A 22,531-nucleotide genomic window follows, 5' to 3' on the forward strand; every position below is an offset into this window, starting at 1 on the left:
GATAATACTAAAATATTAAAGAACGGTGAAAAGAATGCAACTAAAAACTTACAAAGATATAGATATAACCAATCCAGCTCCGCCTTACTTTCAAGTAGATGATAGTCAAAGGATACGTTTTGGGTGGACGGTGCTGGAAGAGAACCCAGGAATGCTTAAGAGAATTTTCGAAAGCTTGAAGCTTGAAAAACAAATTGCAGTGGATTGTACCTTTCTTTCCGCCTATGAGTCTGAAGCGTTCAAGCAAAAAGAAAAGCTCCATTTAGGGAGAAAGTTCGTCATCACCAACTGGAAAGAAAACAAAATTTGGAGTGACGATTTAGAATGCACCTGTGTGTATACGACAATCACGAACTTAAACGGGGAAAGTTTATATCGTTACATGATAGGGCTAATGAAAGGTCATCAAAGACAGTTGCATATCTGCTTTTATAATGAATCGTATCTTTTGTATACAAGCTCGGATGTACTTGATATTGTCTCTAGTGATTCAAATATCAGCATTCTTAAAGAAGCTTTCAGGGAGTATTATGATACATATCATGCAGAGTAAAAGGAAATTGGAGGCGATAAACATGACCTACCCCACTAAAGAAACCTACAACATGCTAGCGCAAACCTATCAAAATGATACAGATGAAGGAAGCCCTTATAACGCTTACTACGAACGGCCGGCTATGATGGCTGCTTTGCCGTCTAACTTAAAAGGAAAAAAAGTGTTGGACGCCGGTTGCTCGGCTGGTTGGTACAGTGCTCAATTGGTGCAACGTGGTGCCGAGGTTACAGGAATCGACCTTAGTCCGGACATGATAAAAGCAGCAAAAGGGAGAGTGGGGGACGATGCGACATTTCTTTGTCACGATCTCCAAGAACCACTGCCGTTTGAGGACGATTCCTTTGATGTACTAGTTAGCTCTCTTACACTTCACTATTTAAAGGATTGGACATCCACTATCCGCGAATTCAACCGCGTGTTAAAACCGGGTGGAACATTTTTGTTTTCAGTGCATCACCCATTCATGGACTATACGAGATTCCATTGTGAAGATTACTTTAAAACCAAACTACTAACAGAAACTTGGCAAAAGCCAGCCATTACCATAGAGGTCAGCTTTTACAGGAGGCCAATGGAGGATATCGTCAATGAAACTACTCGATTTTTCATGCTAGATAAGCTAATGGAACCTAAGCCCCACGAAAAGATGAGGGAAGTTAAGGAGGAGGCATATCACTATCTGATGACAAGCCCGCATTTCCTTATTGTGAAAGCAATGTCTAAAAAAGTGCCCAGAGAATAGGATCTCTGGGCACTTTTGTGATAAAGGTCGTCTGTTTAGTGGGAATGGGTTGCAGTGCCTGTCCCCTTAACCCGCATCACCATCTTGCTCTCTGGCAAGCTTGGAATTTGAGACATACTGAAGCTCAAATCTTGTTCTGGTATGTCATATTCTAAATCATTCACTAGGAAGTCCAGGCTGACATTCATAATGTCAACAGTCAGCCATTCGCCGGCGCAGCGGTGACCGATATCGTATTCCCCGCCACCTTGTGGAATAAAATCAAATGGACTTTTATCCCATGTTTTAAAGCGATCGGGCTCAAAGCGGTCTGGATTTTCCCAATCTTCCGGATGATGGTTTGTTCCGTATAAGTCTAAGAGGGTAAGGGTGTCTTTTTCAAACTTATAGCTATTCCAAGTAAAGTCTTCTTTTACTCTTGCGGCGGTAAAGGGGAAGAATGGATAGAAGCGACGGACTTCCTGCACAAATCGTTGGAGACTTGCGGTTTCTCCTTTGTGCAATTTTGCAGCTTCCTCTGGATACTGATGGACAGCCAGCGCGGAAAAGCAAACATAAACAGAGATGGCCACAATCGGACGCAGGAGATTCAATAATTCCACTGCAACAATCTCTTTATCAAGAAGTTCGCCGTTGAGGTCGCGATGCATAGAGAATTGATAGAGGGCTTTGTCTATTGGTACCTCTAATTTCTCTTCCCTAACTTCTTCCACCAGGTCTTCTAACCAGCTCTCTACACTGGAGCGGGATCTGCGTCCTTTCCAATGCTTTAACCCGATTGCAGCAGCGGATTCATACATATCTCCCAGTTGAACAGCGAACTTTTCCACTTTATCTTCCGAGAGAGGGACGCCCGTCCACTCACATGCAACCTGTGTGAGAATTTTCTTTGCTTCTATGTATAAAACAATTTCGTCCTCGCGCTCCCATGTTAGGGCGGCATTTTTCCATGCTTTTCTTGTAAGTACGGTAATCTCCTTTAAACTCTTTTTCGTCATAAGGGACATAAACATTGCTTTTCGGTGGTGGTGCGCTTCACCGTCCATCGCCTGCACGCCACCTTCACCGAAGAGCGTCTTTTGCAAACGTTTAGGAGCTGCACCTTTTCGTTTAAACTTTTCATTATCATAGAAAATTTCTGCAGCTTCTTTACCAGTCAGGCAAATTGCTTTTTCTGCTAGAAGAGTTGTTTCAAAGATATTAGAGTGAAACATATGACGGCGGTTCATAATGAACTGGTATCCTTCTGACAATAATTTCAGACTGTGATCCAGTCCTTCTTCCTTAGGCATGGAATGATTACTTTTCAAACAAATCCCTCCTTAATGTATATATACTTTGTATATTTACTTCTTTCTTCCAACCTAAACGTAAGACATGGAGGGGGATTAATAAGGAGTCAACTAGGTGGATGTGGAGCACCAGGTGGACTGTATTTCGGGGGAACCCTTAACCATCCCCTGGACTTCATTAAATTCTTCAGTGGTGCGGCAAACTTCATTAGATGAACCTGTATGGAAAAGAACAAAAGGCCAACATCGGTTCGAACCGTTTTGGACATTGCTTGGGCACAAAAGGTAATGGAAGTGGCAACTTTAGCTGCAATAAGATTTGCAATCTCATCTTCGGTCAATTTTACCCCCTCGGGAACAGCGCTTGGTTCGGATACAGGCTTATTGGGATTAACAAGGGGTAATGGGACGCCTTCTTTGACGAGGAAATCTTCTATCCGTTTTGTATCAGACAGGCTGCCGTCCAAAGCATCTTCCAAAATGGCTTTCAAGTCTCTATCAATGGTGCTGTTGAGTGCAACCTGATAAAGAGTATGCGATTCCTTAAACGCTGTAAAGGCCGTCCAAAGATCCATTACTTCCCCAACATGTAAAGGTAGTTTAGGCTCTTCATCTGTGAAATTTTTTAAGATGGCTGCTATAGTTTCTATTGCACTAGTCATGATGAAACCTCCAAAATCTAATTTTGTATATTTTTACCGTAAGACTAGTAAATATTCCTCTCTACTCTTCATTTAACAGTTTCAAGTAACTCTAAAGGTTGGTTCTTTCTCAGTGCTACATAAAAGAAGAAGGATGAGGGAACATACGGATAATAGGCTTTTTCAAAGGAGAACAACATGGAGAATTTTAGTAATGACAACACAGCAAGAAGGTATAGAGCGCATGTCAGTATACTGGGAACAACTCAACTACATCTTAGAAATCCTTATATCATGGCTTGGTGGAGTGCTGCTTTTCCTGGATTCGGACATCTGCTTTTGTCCAAATATCTTCGGGGATTTGTGCTGTTTATCTGGGAAGTGTTAATCAATATCAAATCACATGTTAATTTAGCCATGATCTATTCTTTTCAAGGAGACATCGATAAAGCTAAAGATATTCTAGATACACAATGGTTATTAATTTATATTCCAGTCTATATATTTGCAATCTGGGATAGCTATCGTACAACGGTTGATATGAATAGAGTCTTTGTGTTGGCAGAGCGGGAAGAGCATAAATTTAATTCCTATAGTATAGGTGCACTTGAAATAAATTATTTAGATAAAAGAAGCCCTGTTATGGCAGTCCTTTGGTCTCTTTTTATTCCAGGATTAGGGCAACTTTACTTACATAGAATTGTGACCGCATTTTTCGTTATCGTTTGGGTGATTGTCTTTTTTTATTTCTCTGACGGCCTGGAAGCTGTATCTCTATTGTTCTTAGGGGAAATCGAAAAGGCTACGTCGGTTATTGATCCAGAGTGGCTCCTTTTCTTTCCATCACTTTATGGTTTTGCGATTTTTGATTCATATATTAACACGGTTGAAAATAATAAATTATATGATAAAGAACAACGTGGCTTTTTTAAGAAAACGTACCAATCTTCATCCTTTCGGGTATTAAAAGGGCAAAAGGTGGACTAGACCATGCAAATATATTCTACATTCAAACATTCCATTCATATTGAAATGGCCGTTTCCACTCTTGAGAAGAAAGGTATAGAAAGAGAAAATATATTTATCGTCCCTCTCGATAACAGAAAAGAGGAACATAAACTATTTGATACCATTCATCATTCCGATGGAACTTCTCTTATTGATGTCGGAGCAGCACTTGGGACCGCTTTTGCAGTAATTGGTGCCAGTATAGGTTTTAAATTGGCATGGGGGCCAATATATTGGGGTTTAATAGGTGCATCTGTCGGGTTTGTTTTAGGTTTTGCCATACGTCTCTTTACGGAAAAGATCTTAAAAAAGAAACAACGGTTGTTAAAAGGCGCCCACTCGGAATTGATTATGATTGTTGATTGTGAAGAGGCTCAGGGAGAACTTATTGAAAACATTTTGTTTGACCACTTTGCATTCGGAGTGGCGAAAATAAAGTGAACGAACATTCTGCTTCTATTTAATAAGGTGATTGGAAAAAGAGGATAGGTGGGGAAAGTGCTCTTGAAATTCCCTCCCCTTGCCCCAATGTTGGATGGTAGAGAATGCCCTCTCCTCAAAAACCAAACTGATCCTTGATGACCTGAGCCACTTCCTTTGCACTCATGTCAGTATTATTGATCTTGATATAGTTAGGGAAAGTAATCTCCCCATCCATTGAATTCAATCGATGTTTCTCTAATGTTTGCATCAAATCATTTTCAGACCACTCCAAATCTCGTTTTTTCGGCTTGTGTTCCAGGCGGTTTGGCGTTTTGTTTCGCTCCAACCGCTCGCCTAGATCTGCTTCTAATTCCACGTAGTAAACCGTCGCCCCTCTGGATTCAAACAGTTGAGTGAGGTTCCTCACATACTCCCAATCTGACTCCATATCAAACATCCACACATACGTGAAGATCATGCCATACAGGTCACTTTTAGAAACCTCTTCAAATATCTCCTGGCGGAACAAATTCACTAACCGCTTGGCTTCCTTCGTGCTGTAATCAAAAAAATTCCCAACCAAATCAATCGTCATATGGTTATGGAAAAGCTTCAAATCTGTTATTTTCGCTAATTCTTGGCCAACTGTCATCTTTCCAACTGCTTGTGGGCCAAATATGTGTACAAATTTCATAGAGATCTCTCCTTGGTGGTCTAAAAGGACAGACACCGTGACCCACAATTTAAGTGGGTCAACGTGCCCCTCAGCCCTGCAAAATAATTAGGATAATTTTAACATGAACTCAATATGTGTAGTCAGAAAAATGATTTATTTCTGAAAATAACTTTATTGTTTGGGATAATCTGTTAAATTAATGATAAGAGGAATGGCGGAGGGGGAGTCAGAGTGCTATTTGGAAACTTTGGTGCATTAATTTACGGATTTTTGATTTGGTGGGCGATACTACTTGCTTTTAGTCGGTTTCCAAGTAAATATCCTAAAAATAATACTTGGAAAAAAGATATCATCATAACGTTTGTTCAAAGTGTAATTTTGTTTGCTGTTTTTCAAGGTATTCAATATTTTAGTAGCTAAACATATTGAGGAGATGTGAAGTTAGATGGACAATTTCAAATGGTTCAAGGTTAGTGCTATTTTGTTGGGTTTGGTTTTCCTTATATATGGGTGGACGCAATCTTGGGTAGTTGGGGGAGAGTATTCGGGAGGGATGGATTATACCTACGTAGAACGTACTGTCCGAACCTATGCTTTTATTATAAGTGGAATAATTTTTTTGTTTATTGGAGTTTTTATATCAGCATTAGAAAAGCGATTACGGATGCTCGAGGCTCTTATTTATGAAAATCGTAAGAATCTGCGATGAAGCTTACGAATGTTTTATTTATAAGTTTTTTTATACTCATGGTTGGTTGTGCGCAAACAGAAGAAAAATCATGGGAATCCAGCTTGATCATCGACGCTGTAATACTTGAGGTTAAAGATGGAAGAATGTTAGTTGCAGAAGATGTAACTAGTAGTGAGTATGCTGAGATTAGTAATAAAACCATTCAAGAACTAGATAAAGAAAGAATTTCGCTAATCTATTTAAGCTATGATAAATTGGCTGATGTAAAAGCGGGAGATGAAGTAAAAATCTGGATTGACGGTGGATTGGATCACTCCTATCCCGCCCAAGGTCATGCGAAAAAGGTAGAATTGAAAGAAGAATGAATGACAGTATTCAGTGGCGCCGACCTGTTACAAGGGTATGCGCTACTTTTATTTTAAAGGAAGCTGTTGATTTAAAACCCTATTATTCTTACAAAAACTATGGAAAGTTATGTTATTTTAATAGTAGAGGTGACATCAATGAAAAGAGAGCCGATTTATGTAGAAATTCCGATTGAGGCTGGTATAGATGAGGTGTGGGAGAAGACGCAGGATCCTAGGCTTCATGAGCAGTGGGATTTGCGTTTTTCTTCTATTACCTATTTACCGAAGGAGTCAGAGGATTCTCCGCAGTCTTTTTTATATGAAACGAATATAGGGTGTGGACTGAAGGTTGCTGGTTGGGGTAAAAGTATTGGTTCGCATGATAAGAAGGATGGGTCGAAAACTTCTTCTCTTCATTTTGGTACAGATCAAAAGATTTCTCCTATTAGCGAAGGGAAAGGTTATTGGCGATACATACCCAAGGAGAACGGAATTACTTTCTTAACCCAATATGACTATGAGATTCGTTATGGAGTATTTGGGCGGTTTTTAGATTTATTTTTCCGACCTGTCATGGGTTGGGCCACGGCTCTAAGTTTTGATGTGTTGAAGCGTTGGGTAGAAAAGGGGGAAGCGCCGCGAACACAGTATGTGCGTTTCTTTAGTACCGCATTAATTTCGGTCCTCTTTTTCTTTGTATGGTTTTATCAAGGGTTAGGTCCAAAGTTGATCGCGAAACATCCCGAGGAAGTGTCCTTGTTTTCTAGTTTAAGTTCCATAGAAGGAGCTGCTGCGGTAAAGGCTGTGGGAATAATAGGCTTACTCGAAATCTTATTTGCGGGACTGTGGATTCTGTATCGTAAAAAAAGGCATCTACACGTATTGCAGATATTCGTTTTTCCTATCTTAACGGCAAGTGCCTTGGTTGCCAGTCCTTCGATTGCGACGCACCCATTTAATCCTGTTACGTTTAATTTAAGTCTCTGGGTGCTTTCCATAATCGGCTTTTTACTAGCAAAGGACCTGCCAACAGCAACAAGTTGTAAGCGCACAAGAAAGGGCGATTCCCAATGACCATCTATCAAGAATTATTAGGAGAGGATTTTCATCGACTTCATCCAAAACTTCAAGAGCGTTATGCGCTTCCAATGGGCAAGCCCTTTTATGCGGTCGGTACGATGAAAAAGATAGAAAGCGGCGCATTATGGCTTAAGCCTTTTTTAACACTATCCACACGTTGGCAATTTCTTTTTCCCGAGAGCGGAAAAGATGTGCCATTTACAATCAAGAATACCTGTCGCTCCCTGCCGTCCGGTGAGACGGAAATATATTGGGAGCGAACCTTTCATTTTAAAAAAATTACCCGGAACTTCAACGCATTCATGACGATTGACCCGATGCGGAGGGTGGTCAAGGATTACTTAGGAGAGCCAAGCTTATTCTATTCGGATTTATCGGTGAGGGTGACACCGGAAGGCCGAATGCAAATAAGCTCTGGATCTCAACGGTTTCTATTAGGTAAACGAGAAGTCCCCATTCCTCAGATACTTGAAGGAGTAGTAACTGTGGAGGAAGGGTACGATGATACCCGCGAAGTGTTCACGATTCAAGTGGATATCAGAAATCGAATCGTCGGGAGGGTAATGGCTTATGAAGGCGAATTTAACTCGGCGTCTATTTAACTCCATTACTCTTGCAGGCATGTTCTTTTTCCTAGCAAGCAGCCTGTTCATAGCTGAGCCCTACCTGTTAATGTTGACAGCTGCCCAGTTGATTTTCGTTCCTCTCATGCTTCAGTTGCTAGTGGAAGTTAAAAAGAAACATATTGTTATCACTTGGATTGCTATGCTTTCTGTCTTTTTGTTACAAGTGGTTACGTCGGGCGCAGGACAAGTGGCATTAGCTTTTATCTATTTGATTTTCACTTTTTTTGTGGCGTTATATGGGGCGAAACGTTTTTTCAAACGTGGCTTTACCAATTGGGCGGAGATTTCGATTGATATTGGGTTGATGTACTTATTTGTTGGCGGACTTTGGTTCTTCGCGTACATTGCGGGAATCGACACAGGTTTTAGTCCGCTCATTACCTGGTTAACAGCCATTCATTTTCACTACTCCGCCTTTTTATTTCCGGTATCGTTAGGATTCTTTGGGCGGTTACACAATTCAAAATGGTATCCCTTCATTGTCTGCGGTGTTTTAGCCGGTCCGATGCTTGTTGCCATTGGGATTACCTTTTGGCCGCTATTGGAATTTATTTCGGTACTCGTGTACATTTTTGCCATCTATAGCTTAATCTTTCTGACTTTTCGAACCCGATTTGCGTCCAAGCTGCAGGCAATGTTAATAAGGATTTCTTATAGTGCGCTGGGCATCACGATCATCTTTTCCTTGTTTTATGCGGCCAATAGCGCGTTTGGAAGCTGGTTTGTTAGCATTGATTTTATGCTGCTTTTCCATGGCTTTTTTAATTGTGTGGTCTTCGGGTTGTTAGGGGTTCTTGGCTGGGTGATGGCGTCGCCTCTATCTAAGCAAAAGGTGTGGGATTTTCCTGTGAGCCGAATTCGTGGAAAGGTAAAAGGAACAGGTGAGCCGCGTCCGGGGTTAGTAGACAATATGGCTGATTTTGTAGATGTAAAAGTTTTACCTGAAACCATCGTTCAATTTTATGAGCAAACAGAACGGTACCAACTAGTTGCATCTGTAAAATGGTCGACTTGGTTTAAACCATTGGCTTGGTGTTACAAATGGGTGAGCACGCAATTGCAACAATTAAATCTGCCAATCTCCAGTAAACCTACTGAAATGACGTATACGATACGTGCGGTAGATCCAGTGCTTGATGGTAGGAAAAGTCCACGTGCCTGGATTCGCAAGGTGAAAAACAACACGGTATTTGTGGCCATCTATTCACAGCACAAGACAGAAGGGAGAACCTATATGAATATAGCGCTTCCTCTTCCTTTTTCTAGTATGATAGGCATTTTGCAGCTTGATGTTGTGAATGGTAAGTTGGTTCTCTCGAGTGATGGTGATCAGGATTCAGGCATTTATTTAGCGGTGGGCAGCACTATTTTTAAGCTACCACTATCGGAGTACTTTGTTATTAGTGAACAAAGTAGAGGGGTGCTCACTGCTGAGCATAAAATGAAGATATTTGGGGTGCCTTTTTTGAGGGTGGATTATAGGATTGGTGAGAAAGAACTGTGAACAAGGGGAAATTGGAATGGAAGTGGGAGGGGGGGAATGGGTCGGCGTGCCTGTCCCCTCAACCCACCCCTCCCCAAATCAATTCCAGTTTACAGGTGGCTTATCCAGTTGCGCTTTTAGTCCAAGCTCTTCTGCGGCGGCCAAGATGAGTTCTTTTCGGAAGAAGTAGCTTTGGTGGCTTACTATTTTTCCGTTTTCGATTTCTTGAATTTGTATGTCATGGATTTCGCCATTGGCTAGCACGATAATGACGGGTTTATTCCATAGAATGAATTCTTGAGCGGTATGGCCGGGTAACCCGAATTTAAGAGAGCCTTTCAGCATTTCGGATTTAGAAAATTCCTGGAAGCCGAAGAACGCTTCGTTTTGTGCTTGATCACTGAATAGTCTCAGCATACTATCCAAATCTCCATTATTAAAAGCTTGTAAGTATGCTTGAATGGTTGGGTTTTGGACTTTTGTATCCCGTTGCGTCTTGGATTGTGAAAAATCCAAAGATGCTATTTTTCTTCTCGCCCGTTGCACAGCTGAATAGATACCGCCAGGAGTGCTATGGACAATCCCGGCTATTTCTTCTGCACTAAATTGAAAAATGTCCAATAGCAGGAATGCAGCTGTTTGTTTTGGGGTCAAATTCGATTCCAACGATGTTAGAATTTCTTCTAGTCTTAGATGATCAGAGAAATCAAGATTAGCTTCAGCTGTTTCTTCTAACGTTCCTACTTCCCGTTTTTGCTTCCTGCACTGATCAAGCCACGTATTTGTTGCCACTCTAAAAAGATAATATTTCTTATCCGTAATATCACTCCATCTCTGGGGTAGTAACCCAAAAGCTTTAATCATCGTCTCTTGGAAAAGGTCTTCGCCATCCCAAGGAGAACCTGTGACATACTTACAATAATTCCACAAATCTGTTGAATAGACAGAAACTATATCTTCAAATTCATTTCTTAATTTCCGCGCTTCTTCCACCAATCCCTTGCTTATGGTACTTGCCTGTTCCATATTAGTTCCCTCCTAAAGTGCTACACTATAAAGACGTTTCCATTTATAATAATTATACGGATAATTTTAAATTTATTAAAATTATAAAGGAGCTGACTTTATGGAATTGGGTGTTGGTAGTGTAGAGGGTGTTCTGGAAACTTACAAACTGGCTATCTATGAAAAAGATGTGGAGAGATTCCTGTCTGTCTATGATGCTGACGTACATATTTATGACTGCTGGGGAAAGTGGGAGAGTAAGGGTATTGCTTCTTGGAGAGAAAACGTAGTGAACTGGTTTAATGGTATGAGGGAAGAAGGCGAAATACTGAAAGTGGAATTTAATGATGTAACCATTGAGGAAAATTCGAATCTTGCATTTGTTCATTGTGCGGTGACATTCGCTGCATATAGTGGGAAATCGGAAGAGAAACTTCGTCAAATCACCAACCGTTTTACATTTGGGTTGAAGAAAGTGAATGAATCTTGGATGATAACCCATGAACATTCCTCTTTGCCAATCGATATGGAGACTGGAAAAGGGATGTTTGAATAAGCTGGAGGGAAAAGTAGTTAGTAGTATGCTTGACCCATTCATCTAAAATAAAATTATTGCTCAGAGATTAGATCTCTGGGTATTTTTATGTTCTTTTGAAAGTTTCTTGAAATAACGATATTTAAACAATCGTTTGTTTAAAGGGGAATTCCGTATTGTTGTATAAGGGGTAAAATTCGTTCGTGATTTTTCAACCATTTTCGCAAGGTATATCAGGATAAAAAAACGTTGTAAAGACTCCTTACCTCTAAAAAAACAAATGGTAAATTATACATTAATAGTGTAAAATTACACAAAAGGAAAAGGGGGATATTTATGACAATGCTAACAATTGCTATATGTCTCATACTTGGTGTTTTCATGTTCATGTTAGTTGCCAGCTACGCCTTTATGAAAAACGGCGCCGGCGAGGAATCAATGAACTACAAAATCCTTGCATGTTTAGTTCTGCCCGTACTTAATATAACCTTTGGCGTATCCTTAAACTTCCTGAATTCTTTTGTAGGTGAACCGGCAACATTAACTAACCTCCTTGTAACCTGTGTTCACTTAGCTGTCTGGATCATCTGTTTTGTACTCGCTTTTCAAGTGGAAAGCAAGGGTGTGGTGAAGGTATACGCAATTTTTTGGGCCCTAACTTTAGCAATCGCTGGATTAACGGCTTACATTATCTCTGTGGAAACTACCGTTGATTTTGCTTGGGCCATGCCGCTTGCAATGTTACTATTGCCGCAATGGTATGGATTTGATTATTTCGTGGACGGTGATTTTGTCTTTTTAGTAATTATTATGGTCATATCTTTGGTGATGGTTAGTGCATCGGTTTGGAGATGGAGAAGGTTAGTAAAATAAAATGGGTCGGCGTGCTTTTCCCAGGTTATTGAAAATCTAACAGAAAAAAATGGAACCCTCCTAAATTTGAAATAAATGAATCGACCAAGAAATCAATAATTCAAAGAAGGAAGGTTTCTTTTTGCCACTTATTAAATCAATTTATGTTCTTTTAAAAATTCTTCGAGTAGTTCGGCTGCCTTTTGTTCGGTTAGGTCTTCTGTTTTTAGGAAGTAGATTCCTACCATTAGGCCGAAGTTTTGTAGGGTTGGGTAGGGACCTCGTGGGAGGTTCAGTTGGTAAAAATCGTTTTCAAAAAACATGCACCAAACGTTTTGGTATTTCACTTTCAAAAGGATGGCTTCCAGATCGTGGCCGTCCTTGTAGTAGCCTGCATGCAGGTGGTAGTTGTTATCAAAAAGCATGTTTGCCTCACTCCTTTATTTAGAATACTTTATAATGATTCTTTAAGTTAGGTTGAATGTGGTAGTGCAATACATTCGGACCGCCCGTTTTGATAGGAAAATAGTCTAATCTGAAAACGACGGCTCCAGTTTTTCTTAAGCGGACTTGTATAATTCTTCCGCCTCCACCAGCACCTTCTAGGATGTAGGTGTTTGGAGCTTTGATAGCCTTATCCACATACGGCCTTGCTAAAGCCCAGCCCTTTGTCATCCCTTCCCTGCCAACTTTAGAGGTTAATAACCGAATGGCCGCTGCTGCAATTGGGACCCATTGTCCTTGGACAGATGTTTCTAAATTGTCTACATCTTGCCCTGACAATAACAAATGTTCTTCAAATTGACGGAAAACCGGATCCTGTAATAAAAAATCAAAATCCTCTTCAAAGGTTTGTAAATTTACATCAGAGACATCAACATCAGTAGTCGCACTAACTTCCTCAAGTATTTTTTGAGAAACTGCACCTTCTTCTTTTTCGATGGCTGATGAAATAGATGGACTAATCGTAGAAAAGATCAGCACAATCGATAATAATAAAAGTATACTTTTTTTCATTCTCTTTTGTCTCCTTCATATAATAATTGAACAGGATCAACGATATGAACCCCTTCCATTTGTTGACTTTGATTTTTTAGTTCCTCTAATAAACTATCAAAATCAAATTCTTCCTTTTTATTCCTTTCAAGGTAGAGAGCAAGCACTCCAGCCATATAGGCAGAGGAAATGGAGGTCCCGCTACTTAAGAGAAAATCGCCTGACAAGGAGTAGCTGTTAATGTGTTGACCTGGTAGTAAGAAATCCAATTCCTCCCCCATGGTTGTCCCCTTCCAAATGTCCCCTTCATTATTCAGCGCACCTACCGCAATGACATTGTCGTACTTAGCAGGATAGGTAATGTCAGCATTCTCCTGCAACCCATAATTGCCAACCGATGAAACAACGATAATTTTATGGGAGATAGCTAAATCAATGGCTTTCTTTAAATCAGCAGAGTCATAAAACGTGCCAAAAGGCATCAGAATAATATCAACCTTTTGCGAGATGGACCATTCTATCGATTTGACAATGTTGGAGATATCCCCCTGAAGATTGCCATCCAAAGCTTTTACAATATAGAGCTCTGAATCAGGGGCAATTCCCAATTGTTTGGACCCTAAAACACCTGCTAAATGTGTACCATGACCATGATCATCTTGAAAGTTAGTGGAGTCATCTAGGACATTGATGCCTTTTACAACATTGATATGTAAGGATGGGGATACTCCGGTATCTATTAAAGCTATTTTTACTTTTTTTCCTGTTAAGCCATACTTATGATGGAGGGTCTCAATTTGTAGAAGTTGATATCCCCAATTCTTCTGATAGAACGCTTCCGTTGATTTTTTTTCGTACATAAAATACAGACTAAAAATAATTAGCACACACATAAGGCTTGATACTAATTTAATTAATTTCATCGCTTTTCCCTCATCTGCCCCCATACACCATTTTTACCGAACCTTATTTATTGTATAGAAGAAACGTTAATGGAAGCTTAACTAAACCTTAAATACTCCTTAAATAATGGTACTTAGGGATTGTTCCCTACACCACCCCTGCTAGCTAGGCATTCGCACATCTTTCTGGGTACAAGTTTATAGACTCCTGTCCCTTGAATAGGATGTATGGAATAACTTGAGGGAGTGTAGTCTAGTGAACTTTAATTATAATGATCAAAGAAGAATCGTTGGTCGCCCTGGCTTTGGTTTAGGTGGATTCGGTTCTGGCTTTGGAGTTCGTCCGGGTCTAGGGTTCGGCCGTCCTGGCTTTGGCTTCGGTGGTGTTGGTTTCGGTCTTCCATTTGTAACAGGTTTGGCAGCCGGAGCGCTATTAACACCGCGACCGTATCCGTACTATCCATACCCGCCTTACCCGTATCCGCCGTATCCATATTATTAATCTATTAGAATGAAACATTCCACTCCCTCACGACGTATACAAAGTCAGAGGAGTGGTTTTTATGTGTTTTACTTTTGAAAGTGGGGCGGGGTGCGTGTCCCCACGGCTTGTTGATCCTTCTTGTTGATGAATGTTGAGAAAATGCCTTGTTTTTAATGAAAAAACCACTGTTTTTGTTGGTGGAATTTAGGTTCGGACACTTTACTTATATCTTAGGTCAAAATATGTTGAAATAACGAGAGGTTCGGTCAAAGTACTTAAGGGTTTGGACAACTTTTAACAGGTGTTCGGTCAATTGAAAATTTGGTTCGGTCAAAATTAGGAAATCTTAGGTCAACTTCTCGGAAACTTTGGTGAAGAATGCAAAATCTTCGGTCAACTTTGCGAAAACTTCGGACATTGTAATGACTGACCAACAAACAACAGTATCATACCTACATAAAATTGTAGCAACAAGGAGGATTTGATGATGAAAATATTGAAAGTTTTTATACCTTTACTTCTCGTAATCCTATTGCTGGCCTTCCTTAGCGGATATAGATTTACAGCATTAAGTGCTGCTAAGAGTCATGCATTTCTTACGAAAGATGCGGAGTTGATGGATCAGTACGAAATAGGATCTACGGGTGTATTTTTGTTTAAAAGTGATGTTGAACAGGAATTTCGAACAGTTTTGACCCAAAAGTCTGGGGTGTTTTTTAGCAGTAGGGCATCTATGTACATTCCATATAGTACAGATGAAATTCAAACAGTTGGCGGGGCTAGCTTTAACTACGAAAACGATGCTGGTAGTTTTATAAGCGTTGTATCGAACGATGAGGAAGTTGCCTACATAGAGGCTGGTGTAGAGCCTAATATTGAGAGAAAAGAAATAAAGAAGGGGGAACGGATTTCTTTCTTCTTTCCATTCAGTGAGCAAATAGAATTTCTGTATCCTACTGCCTATGATGAAGACGGAAACGAGTTATATTACTATGGATACCCAAGGGAAACAAATGTATTTCATCACGAGGAATTTAAGTGGCATAAAACAGGTGAACAATAAAAGGAGGAACTCTTCATGTTATTCATGCTAATCGTCAAAGCCTCAACAAATTCGGAAACAGGAAACCGCCCGAACCCAGAACTCAATGAAGCCATGTCCAATTACAATGAAGAATTAGTAGCGGCAGGAGTACGCGTGATGGCGAAGGGACTGCACCCAAGTTCAAATGGAATGCGTATTTCTTTTCCGGAGCCAGGAGGAGAGCGGGTGGTGACAGAAGGTCCATTTGCTGAACCGGACACCCTGGTTGCGGGATTCATTTTGATTGATGTAGAGTCGAAGGAAGAAGCCGTAAAGTGGGCGATGAGGATGCCGGACCCGCAAGGATATGGGGAAGGGCAGATTGAATTGCGGCAAGTGTTTGAGTTTTAAGGTGGAGTATGAGTATGGTGGAGGGAAAGGAGCGGTGACTTGTGAAAAAATGGGTCACCGTGCCTAGTATAGTAAATAGTCATACAACAATAAAAAAACCACCGTTTTCATTGTAAAATAGAAGGACCTATCACAGAACTTCCAAATTACATTCCCGACCAAAGGAGATGAAAACAGTGGTATATTCAACATTTAATCATATTCAAGGAAAGATTGGAAGTCGATGGGCGCAACTGGTGAGAGAGACTGGACCTGAAAACTTATTGTTAGTGGCGATCGATGCAGCCAAATATACACCTAAAGTTATTATAACTTCGTTCTACGGGGATATATTGGTAAAACCATTTGATATAGATTCCTCTATGTCAGGATTTCATAAGCTTAAATCGCTAATAGAGAGTACAAAGAGTAGTCACAATTTGACGAAAGTGGTTATTGGTATTGAGACTACAGGACACTATTACGAACATCTCGTCTATAAATGCCATTTAGAAGGGTATCACGTTCGAACTGTTAATGCGGCCACTACCGCAAAAGAAAGGGAAACATTATTAAACTGGTCTAAGACTGATAATTTAGATTTGATGGCCATCATACAATCTGTCATCCATGGTAGGGGTACCTCTAACGAGCTACCATCCGGTGATATTCATAACCTTCGGAAGTTGACTAGAGCTAGACGGGAATTAGTCTCGGAGCGTACGAAAACGAAGAACTTAATTCTTATGCATATGGATCATATTTTCCGTGAATTTCAGGGGAAAACGGTGTGGATGAAAGGAAAAAGATATCTATCCAAACCCTTCTCAAAAGTATTTGGGAAAGGCTCTATTTACTTGATGAGGCATCATCCCCATCCTTCTGACATCTTAGAGTTAGGCGTAAAAGGGTTGAGAGAGATTTCTCAACGAGAAAATTTAAAAATTCGTGATAAGACAATTCAAACCTTGATTGAATTTGCCAAGGATTCCATCACTTTACCAAAGGAACAAGTAGAAGCAGATATTTATTTACTAAACCAGAAGTTAGATAGATTGGAGTTCTTAGAGAAGCAAATCAAAAGGTTAGAGGTGAAAATAGAGGAGTTATTTGTTACTACGGACGGAGCCGTTATCCTTTCCGTTCAAGGGATTGGGTTAGTAACTGGTGCGGAACTGGCTGCAGAAATGGGAGACATTTCTGATTTTGATCAAGCTGGTCAACTTATTAAGCTCGCTGGAACGAATCCAATCGTAAAACAATCTGGTGGAAACCAACCTGCTTATTATGGGGTTTCTAGACAAGGCAGGAGGCCTTTCAGGAATATTGTCTATCAAGTAGGAAAATCGCTAGCTGTTAATAACCCTGAGATGCATCAACGCTACCTAGCATTGAAAGAAAGAGGAAAGCATTCGCGTCAAGCCTATATTGCCTTAGGCAATAGAATGGTTAGACTTGCATTCTCTATGATCCGCAACCAAACGCTTTACCAAACCAAGGCAGAGAATTACACTCTCTTTGATGAAATAAGCAAGAAAATACGGAAAGCAAATGTAGAGAAATTCTTTAAAGCTCATGTTTTATCCATCCAGTAATTGCGCTAGATAAGAATTAATAAAATGGTTAGCAAGACTAGTTAAAGGAGCTATAAAATGGGGCTTTTCTAGGACGTTAGATTACATTGTATTTCGTGCATGAGGCTATTAGACCTCGCGGGACAGCGTTATGGATCTTGTCCTATAAATACGAATAATACGTGAAATTCTTAGTTTATATTCGCTAGGCGGTATCCCTGTAGGATGAAAAAGCAGGATCCTTTCACGCCCTAGAAAAGCCCTTTATACATTTCTGTGATAGTTGAACCTGAAAAAAATGGAAATTAAGCAGGTTTACTTAAAGTTGGATTTTTTTAATGATATTAACCGTTTGACTTATTTGCCATTATACGCTGTCCCCTCGACTCACCCTCGCCTCAAAAATAAACGAGATAGATAACCAATGCCAGTACAATGCGGTAAATGGCAAATGGCATCAGCTTGATTTTATTGATTAATTGTAAAAAGAATTTTATTGATATTAGTGCGAAAATAAAGGATGTGATAAAACCGGCAGCGAAAAATGGTAGAGCTTCGATAGAGAAATACTGCCAATTTTTCAATAAGGATAATCCACTTGCTCCAACCATGATCGGCACAGCCATAATGAATGTGAAGTCTGCGGCGGCACGATGGCTCATGCCAAGCAGAACTCCTCCTGAGATGGTGGAACCGGATCTAGAAAATCCAGGCCATAGTGATAAGCACTGAATCAACCCGATGGAAAAGGCCTGCTTGTAGGTCATTTGATCAACACTCTGCATTTTCGGTTCTTTTGGACCGAATATGTCTGCGATAATCATCAAAACAGCCCCAATGACCAGCCCAATCAAAACAGTCTCCAAGGAAAATAAGTGTTCATCAATATAATCCTCAAATAACACTCCCAAGACACCAGCGGGAATAAGACCGACAATAACGTGGGAAAGTTTAAGTTGCTTCGAACCTTGTGAGACAGATTCTCCACGTAGCTTTTTCAACCCAAGCAATTCAATAAAACGGTCCTTGAAAATCACGATTACTGCCAGGATCGAGCCCAGTTGTATGACGATTTTAAATGTGTTGGCTACATATTTACCCAGAAATTCCTCAGATTGAAGAAGCATATCGTCCACAATGATCATATGCCCTGTGGATGAAACTGGCGCGAACTCCGTCAATCCCTCGACAATTCCTAAAATGACTGCCTTTAAAATGATTAAAAAATCCATGATCTAAGCTCCTTTACATTTAACCGATAACTTAATTACTATATTACAATTTAATTGTTTTGAAAATGCGAAAGATTACCAATAATGGACAGAGTTGAGGGGATTAAGTAAAGAGGCGTGCCTGGATTATCATGAAGCAAGCAATAGTGGGAAGTGATGAGGTTGACAGAGCTGAGGTTTAGAATAAGAAAAGCTGGGATAGACACGGTGACCTTTTTGAGAAAATGGGTCATCGTGCCTGTCCCCTCAGCCCTCCATTACCCCCGGTTGACCGAATCGTTCAACTTCTTCCGATACTTGTCTTTATATGTTTCTGTATCCTTCACAAGCTCATCACAAAAAGCTGCGACGTCTTCTCCTGTGAGATCTGTTACTTTTTTGCCTTCTGCTGCACCTTGCTCGAAAAGTTCTAGAATGCCCCCGAAAATACGACTGCATTCCCTCCAGTCAGTCGGTCCTCCAGCGGTCCACATATACTTTTGGATCGCATAGTATGCGTTGCGGTACTCAGTAGGAAGTGCCTTTGCGCGCGCCTCCATTTCTCTCCATTCTCGTTTGTCGTTTAAACTTCCAATGATTTTCTCTAAAAAGCTCATAGTATCTCTCCTTTTGATATGTCTTTCGTTTTGAGTTCGGAAATTTTGCTTGAAACGAATTCCCATTTACCCCAAAACGTTTTAAGGTGCTCTTGGCCTTTTGCGTTAAGTGTGTAAAACTTTCTCGGCGGACCCATGGTGGAAGGCTTCTTCTCAATGTTCACCAGATTGTTTTTCTCAAGGCGCATCGTAATAGTATACACAGTGCCTTCCACCACATCTGTGAAGCCAAGTGCCCGCAGTTGTTGCGTAATCTCATAGCCGTATGTTTCTCCGCGGCTGATGATCTCAAGCACACAACCCTCCAGCACTCCCTTCAGCATTTCCGTAATATTTTCCAAAATTATCCCTCAATTCAGGTGGTATTCTGTATTACTTATTACTAGTATATAGTATTACATAGTAGTGGTGCAAGATAAAATTACAAGATAGGTAATTTGCAGGGACAGGTTCCGCAACCCATTTTCCTCTCATTTCTTAACAGAACATTAATAATCGCACTTCATAATGGGTGTAAAGGAGTGAGTGAGATGAGTGATGTTGGTGTTATCTTTTCGTTGTTTGCGGGGACGTTGTCTTTTTTTTCGCCGTGTGTTTTTCCGTTGTTGCCTGCGTACATAACGCATTTGACAGGTGGTAAGATGGAGGATAATAAAATCATGGTGGACCGGAAAAAGGTGGTTTTGCGCTCGGTTGGGTTTATTATCGGCTTTAGTATGATTTTTATTTCTTTAGGTGCTTCTGCAAGTTTTGTGGGGAAGCTGTTAATGGAATATAGGATTGCTCTGATGCAGATAGCAGGGTTGTTGATTATTATTTTTGGATTGCAGATGGCGGGATTCTTGAAATTTAAGTTTCTTATGAAAGAAAAGAAGTTTGAGTACAGTAATAAATCTAAGAGTATGTTTGGTTCTGTCCTTTTGGGAATGGCGTTTGCGAGTGGGTGGTCTCCGTGTGTGAGTCTCGCGCTATCCTCGATTTTACTGTTGGCAAGTTCAACCGACACTCTGAACCAAGGTATCCTGTTATTAGGGTTCTATTCAATTGGAATGGCGATTCCTTTTCTGGTGATTTCGCTTGTTCTTGTTTATTCTTTAAAGGTAATCAGGAAAATCAACAAGTACCTATCCAAGCTGTCATTCATTAATGGAGTGGTCATGATTGCCCTTGGATTTCTTGTTTTAACAGGCCAAATGCAGAAAATAAGTGCATGGCTTTCTATTTATAATTTATTTCCGCAATGACATAACGAAATGAGTGAGTCCGGTGATACAAGAGAAATTGATTGGTAAAACGGTGTTGATTGTTGAGAGTGATCAAGAAATACGCAACCTCCTTAGAACCAATCTGGAGAGGGAGGGATATGAGGTGCTCGAAGCTCCAGATGGAAAACGGGCGATGAAAATGATTCCGCAACTGGACCCGTGTATCCTCCTATTAGACCTTTCTCTTCCTAAAATTAGCGGGGAAGAAATTTGCAGGTGGGTCCGAAATGATTTGAAAAGCTTGATGCCCATTATTATCATCTCGGAAAAAACGGAAGAAAGTGATATTATCAAAGGTTTCAAGCTTGGCGCGGATGATTATGTGATCAAGCCGTTCCGCCCAGCAGAGTTGATGGTGAGGATCGAAGCAGTTCTAAGAAGGACGGCAGCTCGCTGTGGGAAACTCAGCTTTACCGGTTTTACATTGAAACCTGCTAAAGGGGAAGCTTTAATAAATGGAAGTCCGCTGAATCTCACTAAATTTGAATTTAAGCTTTTACATTTTTTTATGCAAAATTCGGACCAAGTGCTGACAAGGGAACAAATCTTGAACTCGATTTATGAGCATCATGAAAAAATGGTGTCGGATCGGACGATTGATGTCCATATCAAGCATTTGCGCGAGAAAATAAAGATGTATACGCCTAAAGATTATATTCAAACGGTGAGAGGAATGGGCTACAAATTTGTCGGCCAATAAATTTGCGGGATTTCTTAATCAACCCTTAACAAACTGATTCCATACTAGATGGAAAAGGGGGAATCAGTAGATGAAATTTTTAATTGAATCGGACCGGGTAATCGCAGAATTGCCCTCGGGTCAAATGGTCATATCACCCACGCCAGGTGTTGGGGTCAGACCCTATGAACTCTTCATATCATCCCTAATAGGCTGCGGTGGGACCTTGCTTAAAACAATTTTGGAAAAGAAAAGAATTCCTTACGGAAAATTAGAAATGGAAGCAGATTCGATTCGAAATCCGAGTCAGGCTAATCGCATCGAAAGGATCACAATTAAAGCGAATATCTTTTCTAAGGATGAACTGACACTTGCCCAACGTGAAAAAATCTCTTCCTTGGTGATGAAAAATTGCGGCATGATCCAATCCGTTTTACCTACAATCCAAGTGGATGTTTTGATAAATATGATTCATAACAATGGAGAGCAGGAGTGAGCTACATTACCTTTGGGAGCATGACGATTTCTGCAAGTCTAGCCGTCATGGTTATCGCTTTAATGGTGCTGCCCCTTATTTATAAACTTTTAACAGGGCGGGCGATTCCTTCTTTCTTTTGGGACAATATCTTTCTCTATTTTGTCATTTGGAAGCTTAGCTACATAGTGATACATCCTAAGTTATTTTTGGATATGCCCATGTCTATTCTTTATTTTCATGGTGGAAGTACGGGGAAAGTATTGGGTTTGTTTTTTGTATTTTTAAACATCCTAATGAGTAGGAATTTATTGGAGCAAAGGAGGAGTATGGAACATGAATAAGAACCTTTTATCCATTGCCATCATTTTGTTAGCGGTCGCCATCATTTTCGTGAATGTGTGGGACAAGCCAGCTTCAGAGGGAATGGGTGATGCGGATAGTGTGGATATCACAAAAGATGAAAGCATTCCAGGAGTAGATTTAGGGGAAGTGCAAGAAGGGAACCAAGCCCCGGATTTTACGTTGACGACACTCGACGGGGCGGAATTAAAGCTCTCTGATTACAGAGGCAAAAAGGTCATTTTGAATTTCTGGGCGACCTGGTGTCCACCGTGTAAAGCGGAAATGCCACATATGCAAAGTTTCTACGAAGAAAACCACGAAGAAGTCGAGGTCATCGCAGTTAATCTCACCAATATGGACAAAGGGGAAGAAGCGATCAATACCTTTGTAAAAGATTACGAACTCACCTTCGCCATCCCACTTGATGAAGCAGGCGACATCGGCATGCAATACCAAGCCTTCACCATCCCCACAAGCTATGCCATCGATGAAGACGGAATCATTCAGAAAAAGATTATAGGCCCAATGGATGAGGCAATGATGAAGAGTATTGTGGACGGAATGGAGTAAAGGGCTGAGGGGACAGGCACCGTGGCATTGTAAGCATTGAGA

30 protein-coding genes are annotated in these 22,531 nt (G+C 40.5%); 20 read left to right on the forward strand and 10 right to left on the reverse strand.

Annotation, left to right across the window (positions count from 1 at the left end; all coding sequences use genetic code 11):
* The first annotated feature begins 34 nt into the window (after positions 1-34).
* Entirely contained in the window at positions 35-553 is a 519-nt protein-coding gene (locus tag B4U37_RS03185; RefSeq protein ID WP_088017041.1) for a hypothetical protein, read from the forward strand.
* A 22-nt stretch (positions 554-575) separates the two neighbouring features.
* On the forward strand, positions 576-1,298 hold the full coding sequence (locus tag B4U37_RS03190; protein ID WP_088017042.1) for a class I SAM-dependent methyltransferase: 723 nt from the start codon (positions 576-578) through the stop codon (positions 1,296-1,298).
* A gap of 35 nt (positions 1,299-1,333) precedes the next feature.
* Here B4U37_RS03190 and cypC read toward each other — a convergent pair whose 3' ends face one another.
* Entirely contained in the window at positions 1,334-2,608 is a 1,275-nt protein-coding gene (gene cypC / locus B4U37_RS03195) for a CYP152 family fatty-acid peroxygenase CypC (RefSeq protein ID WP_198317074.1), read from the reverse strand.
* An 89-nt stretch (positions 2,609-2,697) separates the two neighbouring features.
* The gene (locus B4U37_RS03200) at positions 2,698-3,252 is read right to left on the reverse strand and encodes a DUF3231 family protein (protein ID WP_088017043.1); all 555 of its coding nucleotides are present in this window, start codon (positions 3,250-3,252) and stop codon (positions 2,698-2,700) included.
* Positions 3,253-3,429: 177 nt separating this feature from the next.
* Here B4U37_RS03200 and B4U37_RS03205 point away from each other — a divergent pair, with 177 nt between their 5' ends.
* The gene (locus B4U37_RS03205; RefSeq protein WP_088017044.1) at positions 3,430-4,218 is read left to right on the forward strand and encodes a hypothetical protein; all 789 of its coding nucleotides are present in this window, start codon (positions 3,430-3,432) and stop codon (positions 4,216-4,218) included.
* A 3-nt stretch (positions 4,219-4,221) separates the two neighbouring features.
* On the forward strand, positions 4,222-4,680 hold the full coding sequence (locus B4U37_RS03210; RefSeq protein ID WP_088017045.1) for a Z-ring associated ZapG family protein: 459 nt from the start codon (positions 4,222-4,224) through the stop codon (positions 4,678-4,680).
* A gap of 115 nt (positions 4,681-4,795) precedes the next feature.
* Here the strand turns inward: B4U37_RS03210 and B4U37_RS03215 are convergent, their stop codons facing one another.
* Entirely contained in the window at positions 4,796-5,356 is a 561-nt protein-coding gene (locus B4U37_RS03215) for an AAA family ATPase (protein WP_088017046.1), read from the reverse strand.
* 213 nt (positions 5,357-5,569) lie between these two features.
* Between B4U37_RS03215 and B4U37_RS03220 the strand changes: the two genes are divergently transcribed.
* The 5 genes from B4U37_RS03220 to B4U37_RS03245 all read left to right on the forward strand — a co-directional run bounded on the left by B4U37_RS03220 (position 5,570) and on the right by B4U37_RS03245 (position 9,586).
* On the forward strand, positions 5,570-5,758 hold the full coding sequence (locus B4U37_RS03220) for a hypothetical protein (RefSeq protein ID WP_088017047.1): 189 nt from the start codon (positions 5,570-5,572) through the stop codon (positions 5,756-5,758).
* A 285-nt stretch (positions 5,759-6,043) separates the two neighbouring features.
* Positions 6,044-6,394, forward strand: coding sequence for a DUF3221 domain-containing protein (locus B4U37_RS03230; protein WP_088017049.1), 351 nt, complete (start codon positions 6,044-6,046; stop codon positions 6,392-6,394).
* Positions 6,395-6,532: 138 nt separating this feature from the next.
* Positions 6,533-7,450 carry a DoxX-like family protein gene (locus B4U37_RS03235; RefSeq protein WP_088017050.1) on the forward strand — a complete coding sequence of 306 codons (918 nt, stop codon included), beginning with the start codon at positions 6,533-6,535 and terminating at the stop codon, positions 7,448-7,450.
* Positions 7,447-8,058 carry a DUF4166 domain-containing protein gene (locus B4U37_RS03240; protein ID WP_088017051.1) on the forward strand — a complete coding sequence of 204 codons (612 nt, stop codon included), beginning with the start codon at positions 7,447-7,449 and terminating at the stop codon, positions 8,056-8,058. Before B4U37_RS03235 ends, B4U37_RS03240 begins: the two co-directional genes overlap by 4 nt.
* Positions 8,027-9,586 carry a YndJ family protein gene (locus B4U37_RS03245; RefSeq protein ID WP_088017052.1) on the forward strand — a complete coding sequence of 520 codons (1,560 nt, stop codon included), beginning with the start codon at positions 8,027-8,029 and terminating at the stop codon, positions 9,584-9,586. Before B4U37_RS03240 ends, B4U37_RS03245 begins: the two co-directional genes overlap by 32 nt.
* A 78-nt stretch (positions 9,587-9,664) precedes the next feature.
* Here B4U37_RS03245 and B4U37_RS03250 read toward each other — a convergent pair whose 3' ends face one another.
* Positions 9,665-10,591 carry an RNA polymerase sigma factor gene (locus tag B4U37_RS03250; protein ID WP_088017053.1) on the reverse strand — a complete coding sequence of 309 codons (927 nt, stop codon included), beginning with the start codon at positions 10,589-10,591 and terminating at the stop codon, positions 9,665-9,667.
* Positions 10,592-10,691: 100 nt separating this feature from the next.
* Between B4U37_RS03250 and B4U37_RS03255 the strand changes: the two genes are divergently transcribed.
* A complete protein-coding gene (locus B4U37_RS03255; protein WP_088017054.1) occupies positions 10,692-11,126 on the forward strand; it encodes a YybH family protein in 435 nt (144 codons plus the stop codon).
* Between the two features lie 315 nt (positions 11,127-11,441).
* Positions 11,442-11,978, forward strand: coding sequence for a hypothetical protein (locus B4U37_RS03260; protein ID WP_088017055.1), 537 nt, complete (start codon positions 11,442-11,444; stop codon positions 11,976-11,978).
* Positions 11,979-12,109: 131 nt separating this feature from the next.
* Here B4U37_RS03260 and B4U37_RS03265 read toward each other — a convergent pair whose 3' ends face one another.
* From B4U37_RS03265 to B4U37_RS03275, 3 genes are read right to left on the reverse strand one after another with little or no spacing between them, the layout of a single operon-like run.
* On the reverse strand, positions 12,110-12,382 hold the full coding sequence (locus B4U37_RS03265) for a DUF3986 family protein (protein WP_088017056.1): 273 nt from the start codon (positions 12,380-12,382) through the stop codon (positions 12,110-12,112).
* Positions 12,383-12,401: 19 nt separating this feature from the next.
* Complete coding sequence (locus B4U37_RS21805; protein ID WP_157663696.1) at positions 12,402-12,974, reverse strand: hypothetical protein; 573 nt, start codon at positions 12,972-12,974, stop codon at positions 12,402-12,404.
* Positions 12,971-13,876 (reverse strand): S8 family serine peptidase, encoded by a 906-nt coding sequence (locus B4U37_RS03275; RefSeq protein WP_157663697.1) that lies wholly within the window; start codon positions 13,874-13,876, stop codon positions 12,971-12,973. The genes B4U37_RS21805 and B4U37_RS03275 overlap by 4 nt, the downstream gene beginning before the upstream one ends.
* Positions 13,877-14,111: 235 nt before the next feature.
* On the opposite strand from B4U37_RS03275, the gene B4U37_RS03280 reads away from it, so the two are divergent.
* The 4 genes from B4U37_RS03280 (at position 14,112) to B4U37_RS03295 (ending at position 17,348) form a co-directional block, all read left to right on the forward strand.
* Positions 14,112-14,357, forward strand: a complete 246-nt coding sequence (locus B4U37_RS03280; protein WP_088017058.1) for a spore coat protein — start codon at positions 14,112-14,114, stop codon at positions 14,355-14,357.
* 466 nt (positions 14,358-14,823) lie between these two features.
* A complete protein-coding gene (locus tag B4U37_RS03285) occupies positions 14,824-15,402 on the forward strand; it encodes a hypothetical protein (RefSeq protein ID WP_245840045.1) in 579 nt (192 codons plus the stop codon).
* 15 nt (positions 15,403-15,417) lie between these two features.
* Positions 15,418-15,774: a YciI family protein gene (locus B4U37_RS03290; RefSeq protein ID WP_088017060.1), complete on the forward strand. Its 357-nt coding sequence runs from the start codon at positions 15,418-15,420 to the stop codon at positions 15,772-15,774.
* 176 nt (positions 15,775-15,950) lie between these two features.
* Positions 15,951-17,348, forward strand: a complete 1,398-nt coding sequence (locus B4U37_RS03295) for an IS110 family RNA-guided transposase (protein WP_088017061.1) — start codon at positions 15,951-15,953, stop codon at positions 17,346-17,348.
* Positions 17,349-17,725: 377 nt separating this feature from the next.
* Here the strand turns inward: B4U37_RS03295 and B4U37_RS03300 are convergent, their stop codons facing one another.
* The 3 genes from B4U37_RS03300 to B4U37_RS03310 form a co-directional block, all read right to left on the reverse strand.
* On the reverse strand, positions 17,726-18,559 hold the full coding sequence (locus B4U37_RS03300) for an undecaprenyl-diphosphate phosphatase (protein ID WP_088017062.1): 834 nt from the start codon (positions 18,557-18,559) through the stop codon (positions 17,726-17,728).
* A 257-nt stretch (positions 18,560-18,816) separates the two neighbouring features.
* The gene (locus B4U37_RS03305; RefSeq protein ID WP_010199810.1) at positions 18,817-19,155 is read right to left on the reverse strand and encodes a DUF1048 domain-containing protein; all 339 of its coding nucleotides are present in this window, start codon (positions 19,153-19,155) and stop codon (positions 18,817-18,819) included.
* Positions 19,152-19,496, reverse strand: a complete 345-nt coding sequence (locus B4U37_RS03310; protein WP_088017063.1) for a PadR family transcriptional regulator — start codon at positions 19,494-19,496, stop codon at positions 19,152-19,154. The genes B4U37_RS03305 and B4U37_RS03310 overlap by 4 nt, the downstream gene beginning before the upstream one ends.
* Before the next feature lie 189 nt (positions 19,497-19,685).
* On the opposite strand from B4U37_RS03310, the gene B4U37_RS03315 reads away from it, so the two are divergent.
* The 5 genes from B4U37_RS03315 (at position 19,686) to B4U37_RS03335 (ending at position 22,489) form a co-directional block, all read left to right on the forward strand.
* Positions 19,686-20,399, forward strand: coding sequence for a cytochrome c biogenesis CcdA family protein (locus B4U37_RS03315; RefSeq protein WP_088017064.1), 714 nt, complete (start codon positions 19,686-19,688; stop codon positions 20,397-20,399).
* 22 nt (positions 20,400-20,421) lie between these two features.
* The gene (locus tag B4U37_RS03320) at positions 20,422-21,120 is read left to right on the forward strand and encodes a response regulator transcription factor (protein WP_088017065.1); all 699 of its coding nucleotides are present in this window, start codon (positions 20,422-20,424) and stop codon (positions 21,118-21,120) included.
* Between the two features lie 70 nt (positions 21,121-21,190).
* Positions 21,191-21,595 carry an OsmC family protein gene (locus B4U37_RS03325; RefSeq protein WP_088017066.1) on the forward strand — a complete coding sequence of 135 codons (405 nt, stop codon included), beginning with the start codon at positions 21,191-21,193 and terminating at the stop codon, positions 21,593-21,595.
* A 20-nt stretch (positions 21,596-21,615) separates the two neighbouring features.
* Positions 21,616-21,918, forward strand: a complete 303-nt coding sequence (locus B4U37_RS03330; protein ID WP_157663698.1) for a hypothetical protein — start codon at positions 21,616-21,618, stop codon at positions 21,916-21,918.
* Positions 21,911-22,489 (forward strand): redoxin domain-containing protein, encoded by a 579-nt coding sequence (locus tag B4U37_RS03335; protein ID WP_088017068.1) that lies wholly within the window; start codon positions 21,911-21,913, stop codon positions 22,487-22,489. Before B4U37_RS03330 ends, B4U37_RS03335 begins: the two co-directional genes overlap by 8 nt.
* The last annotated feature ends 42 nt before the right edge of the window (positions 22,490-22,531 follow it).

Origin of the sequence: Sutcliffiella horikoshii, assembly GCF_002157855.1 — a bacterium.
GTDB classification, from domain to species: domain Bacteria; phylum Bacillota; class Bacilli; order Bacillales; family Bacillaceae_I; genus Sutcliffiella_A; species Sutcliffiella_A horikoshii_C.

Coding starts and splice junctions, on each gene's coding strand:
- B4U37_RS03185 (WP_088017041.1), top strand. CDS start 35: ATGCAACTAAAAACTTACAAAGATATAGATATAACCAATCCAGCTCCG.
- B4U37_RS03190 (WP_088017042.1), top strand. CDS start 576: ATGACCTACCCCACTAAAGAAACCTACAACATGCTAGCGCAAACCTAT.
- B4U37_RS03200 (WP_088017043.1), bottom strand. CDS start 3,252: ATGACTAGTGCAATAGAAACTATAGCAGCCATCTTAAAAAATTTCACA.
- B4U37_RS03205 (WP_088017044.1), top strand. CDS start 3,430: ATGGAGAATTTTAGTAATGACAACACAGCAAGAAGGTATAGAGCGCAT.
- B4U37_RS03210 (WP_088017045.1), top strand. CDS start 4,222: ATGCAAATATATTCTACATTCAAACATTCCATTCATATTGAAATGGCC.
- B4U37_RS03215 (WP_088017046.1), bottom strand. CDS start 5,356: ATGAAATTTGTACACATATTTGGCCCACAAGCAGTTGGAAAGATGACA.
- B4U37_RS03230 (WP_088017049.1), top strand. CDS start 6,044: ATGAAGCTTACGAATGTTTTATTTATAAGTTTTTTTATACTCATGGTT.
- B4U37_RS03235 (WP_088017050.1), top strand. CDS start 6,533: ATGAAAAGAGAGCCGATTTATGTAGAAATTCCGATTGAGGCTGGTATA.
- B4U37_RS03240 (WP_088017051.1), top strand. CDS start 7,447: ATGACCATCTATCAAGAATTATTAGGAGAGGATTTTCATCGACTTCAT.
- B4U37_RS03245 (WP_088017052.1), top strand. CDS start 8,027: ATGAAGGCGAATTTAACTCGGCGTCTATTTAACTCCATTACTCTTGCA.
- B4U37_RS03250 (WP_088017053.1), bottom strand. CDS start 10,591: ATGGAACAGGCAAGTACCATAAGCAAGGGATTGGTGGAAGAAGCGCGG.
- B4U37_RS03255 (WP_088017054.1), top strand. CDS start 10,692: ATGGAATTGGGTGTTGGTAGTGTAGAGGGTGTTCTGGAAACTTACAAA.
- B4U37_RS03260 (WP_088017055.1), top strand. CDS start 11,442: ATGACAATGCTAACAATTGCTATATGTCTCATACTTGGTGTTTTCATG.
- B4U37_RS03265 (WP_088017056.1), bottom strand. CDS start 12,382: ATGCTTTTTGATAACAACTACCACCTGCATGCAGGCTACTACAAGGAC.
- B4U37_RS21805 (WP_157663696.1), bottom strand. CDS start 12,974: ATGAAAAAAAGTATACTTTTATTATTATCGATTGTGCTGATCTTTTCT.
- B4U37_RS03275 (WP_157663697.1), bottom strand. CDS start 13,876: ATGAAATTAATTAAATTAGTATCAAGCCTTATGTGTGTGCTAATTATT.
- B4U37_RS03285 (WP_245840045.1), top strand. CDS start 14,824: ATGATGAAAATATTGAAAGTTTTTATACCTTTACTTCTCGTAATCCTA.
- B4U37_RS03290 (WP_088017060.1), top strand. CDS start 15,418: ATGTTATTCATGCTAATCGTCAAAGCCTCAACAAATTCGGAAACAGGA.
- B4U37_RS03300 (WP_088017062.1), bottom strand. CDS start 18,559: ATGGATTTTTTAATCATTTTAAAGGCAGTCATTTTAGGAATTGTCGAG.
- B4U37_RS03305 (WP_010199810.1), bottom strand. CDS start 19,155: ATGAGCTTTTTAGAGAAAATCATTGGAAGTTTAAACGACAAACGAGAA.
- B4U37_RS03315 (WP_088017064.1), top strand. CDS start 19,686: ATGAGTGATGTTGGTGTTATCTTTTCGTTGTTTGCGGGGACGTTGTCT.
- B4U37_RS03325 (WP_088017066.1), top strand. CDS start 21,191: ATGAAATTTTTAATTGAATCGGACCGGGTAATCGCAGAATTGCCCTCG.
- B4U37_RS03330 (WP_157663698.1), top strand. CDS start 21,616: ATGACGATTTCTGCAAGTCTAGCCGTCATGGTTATCGCTTTAATGGTG.
- B4U37_RS03335 (WP_088017068.1), top strand. CDS start 21,911: ATGAATAAGAACCTTTTATCCATTGCCATCATTTTGTTAGCGGTCGCC.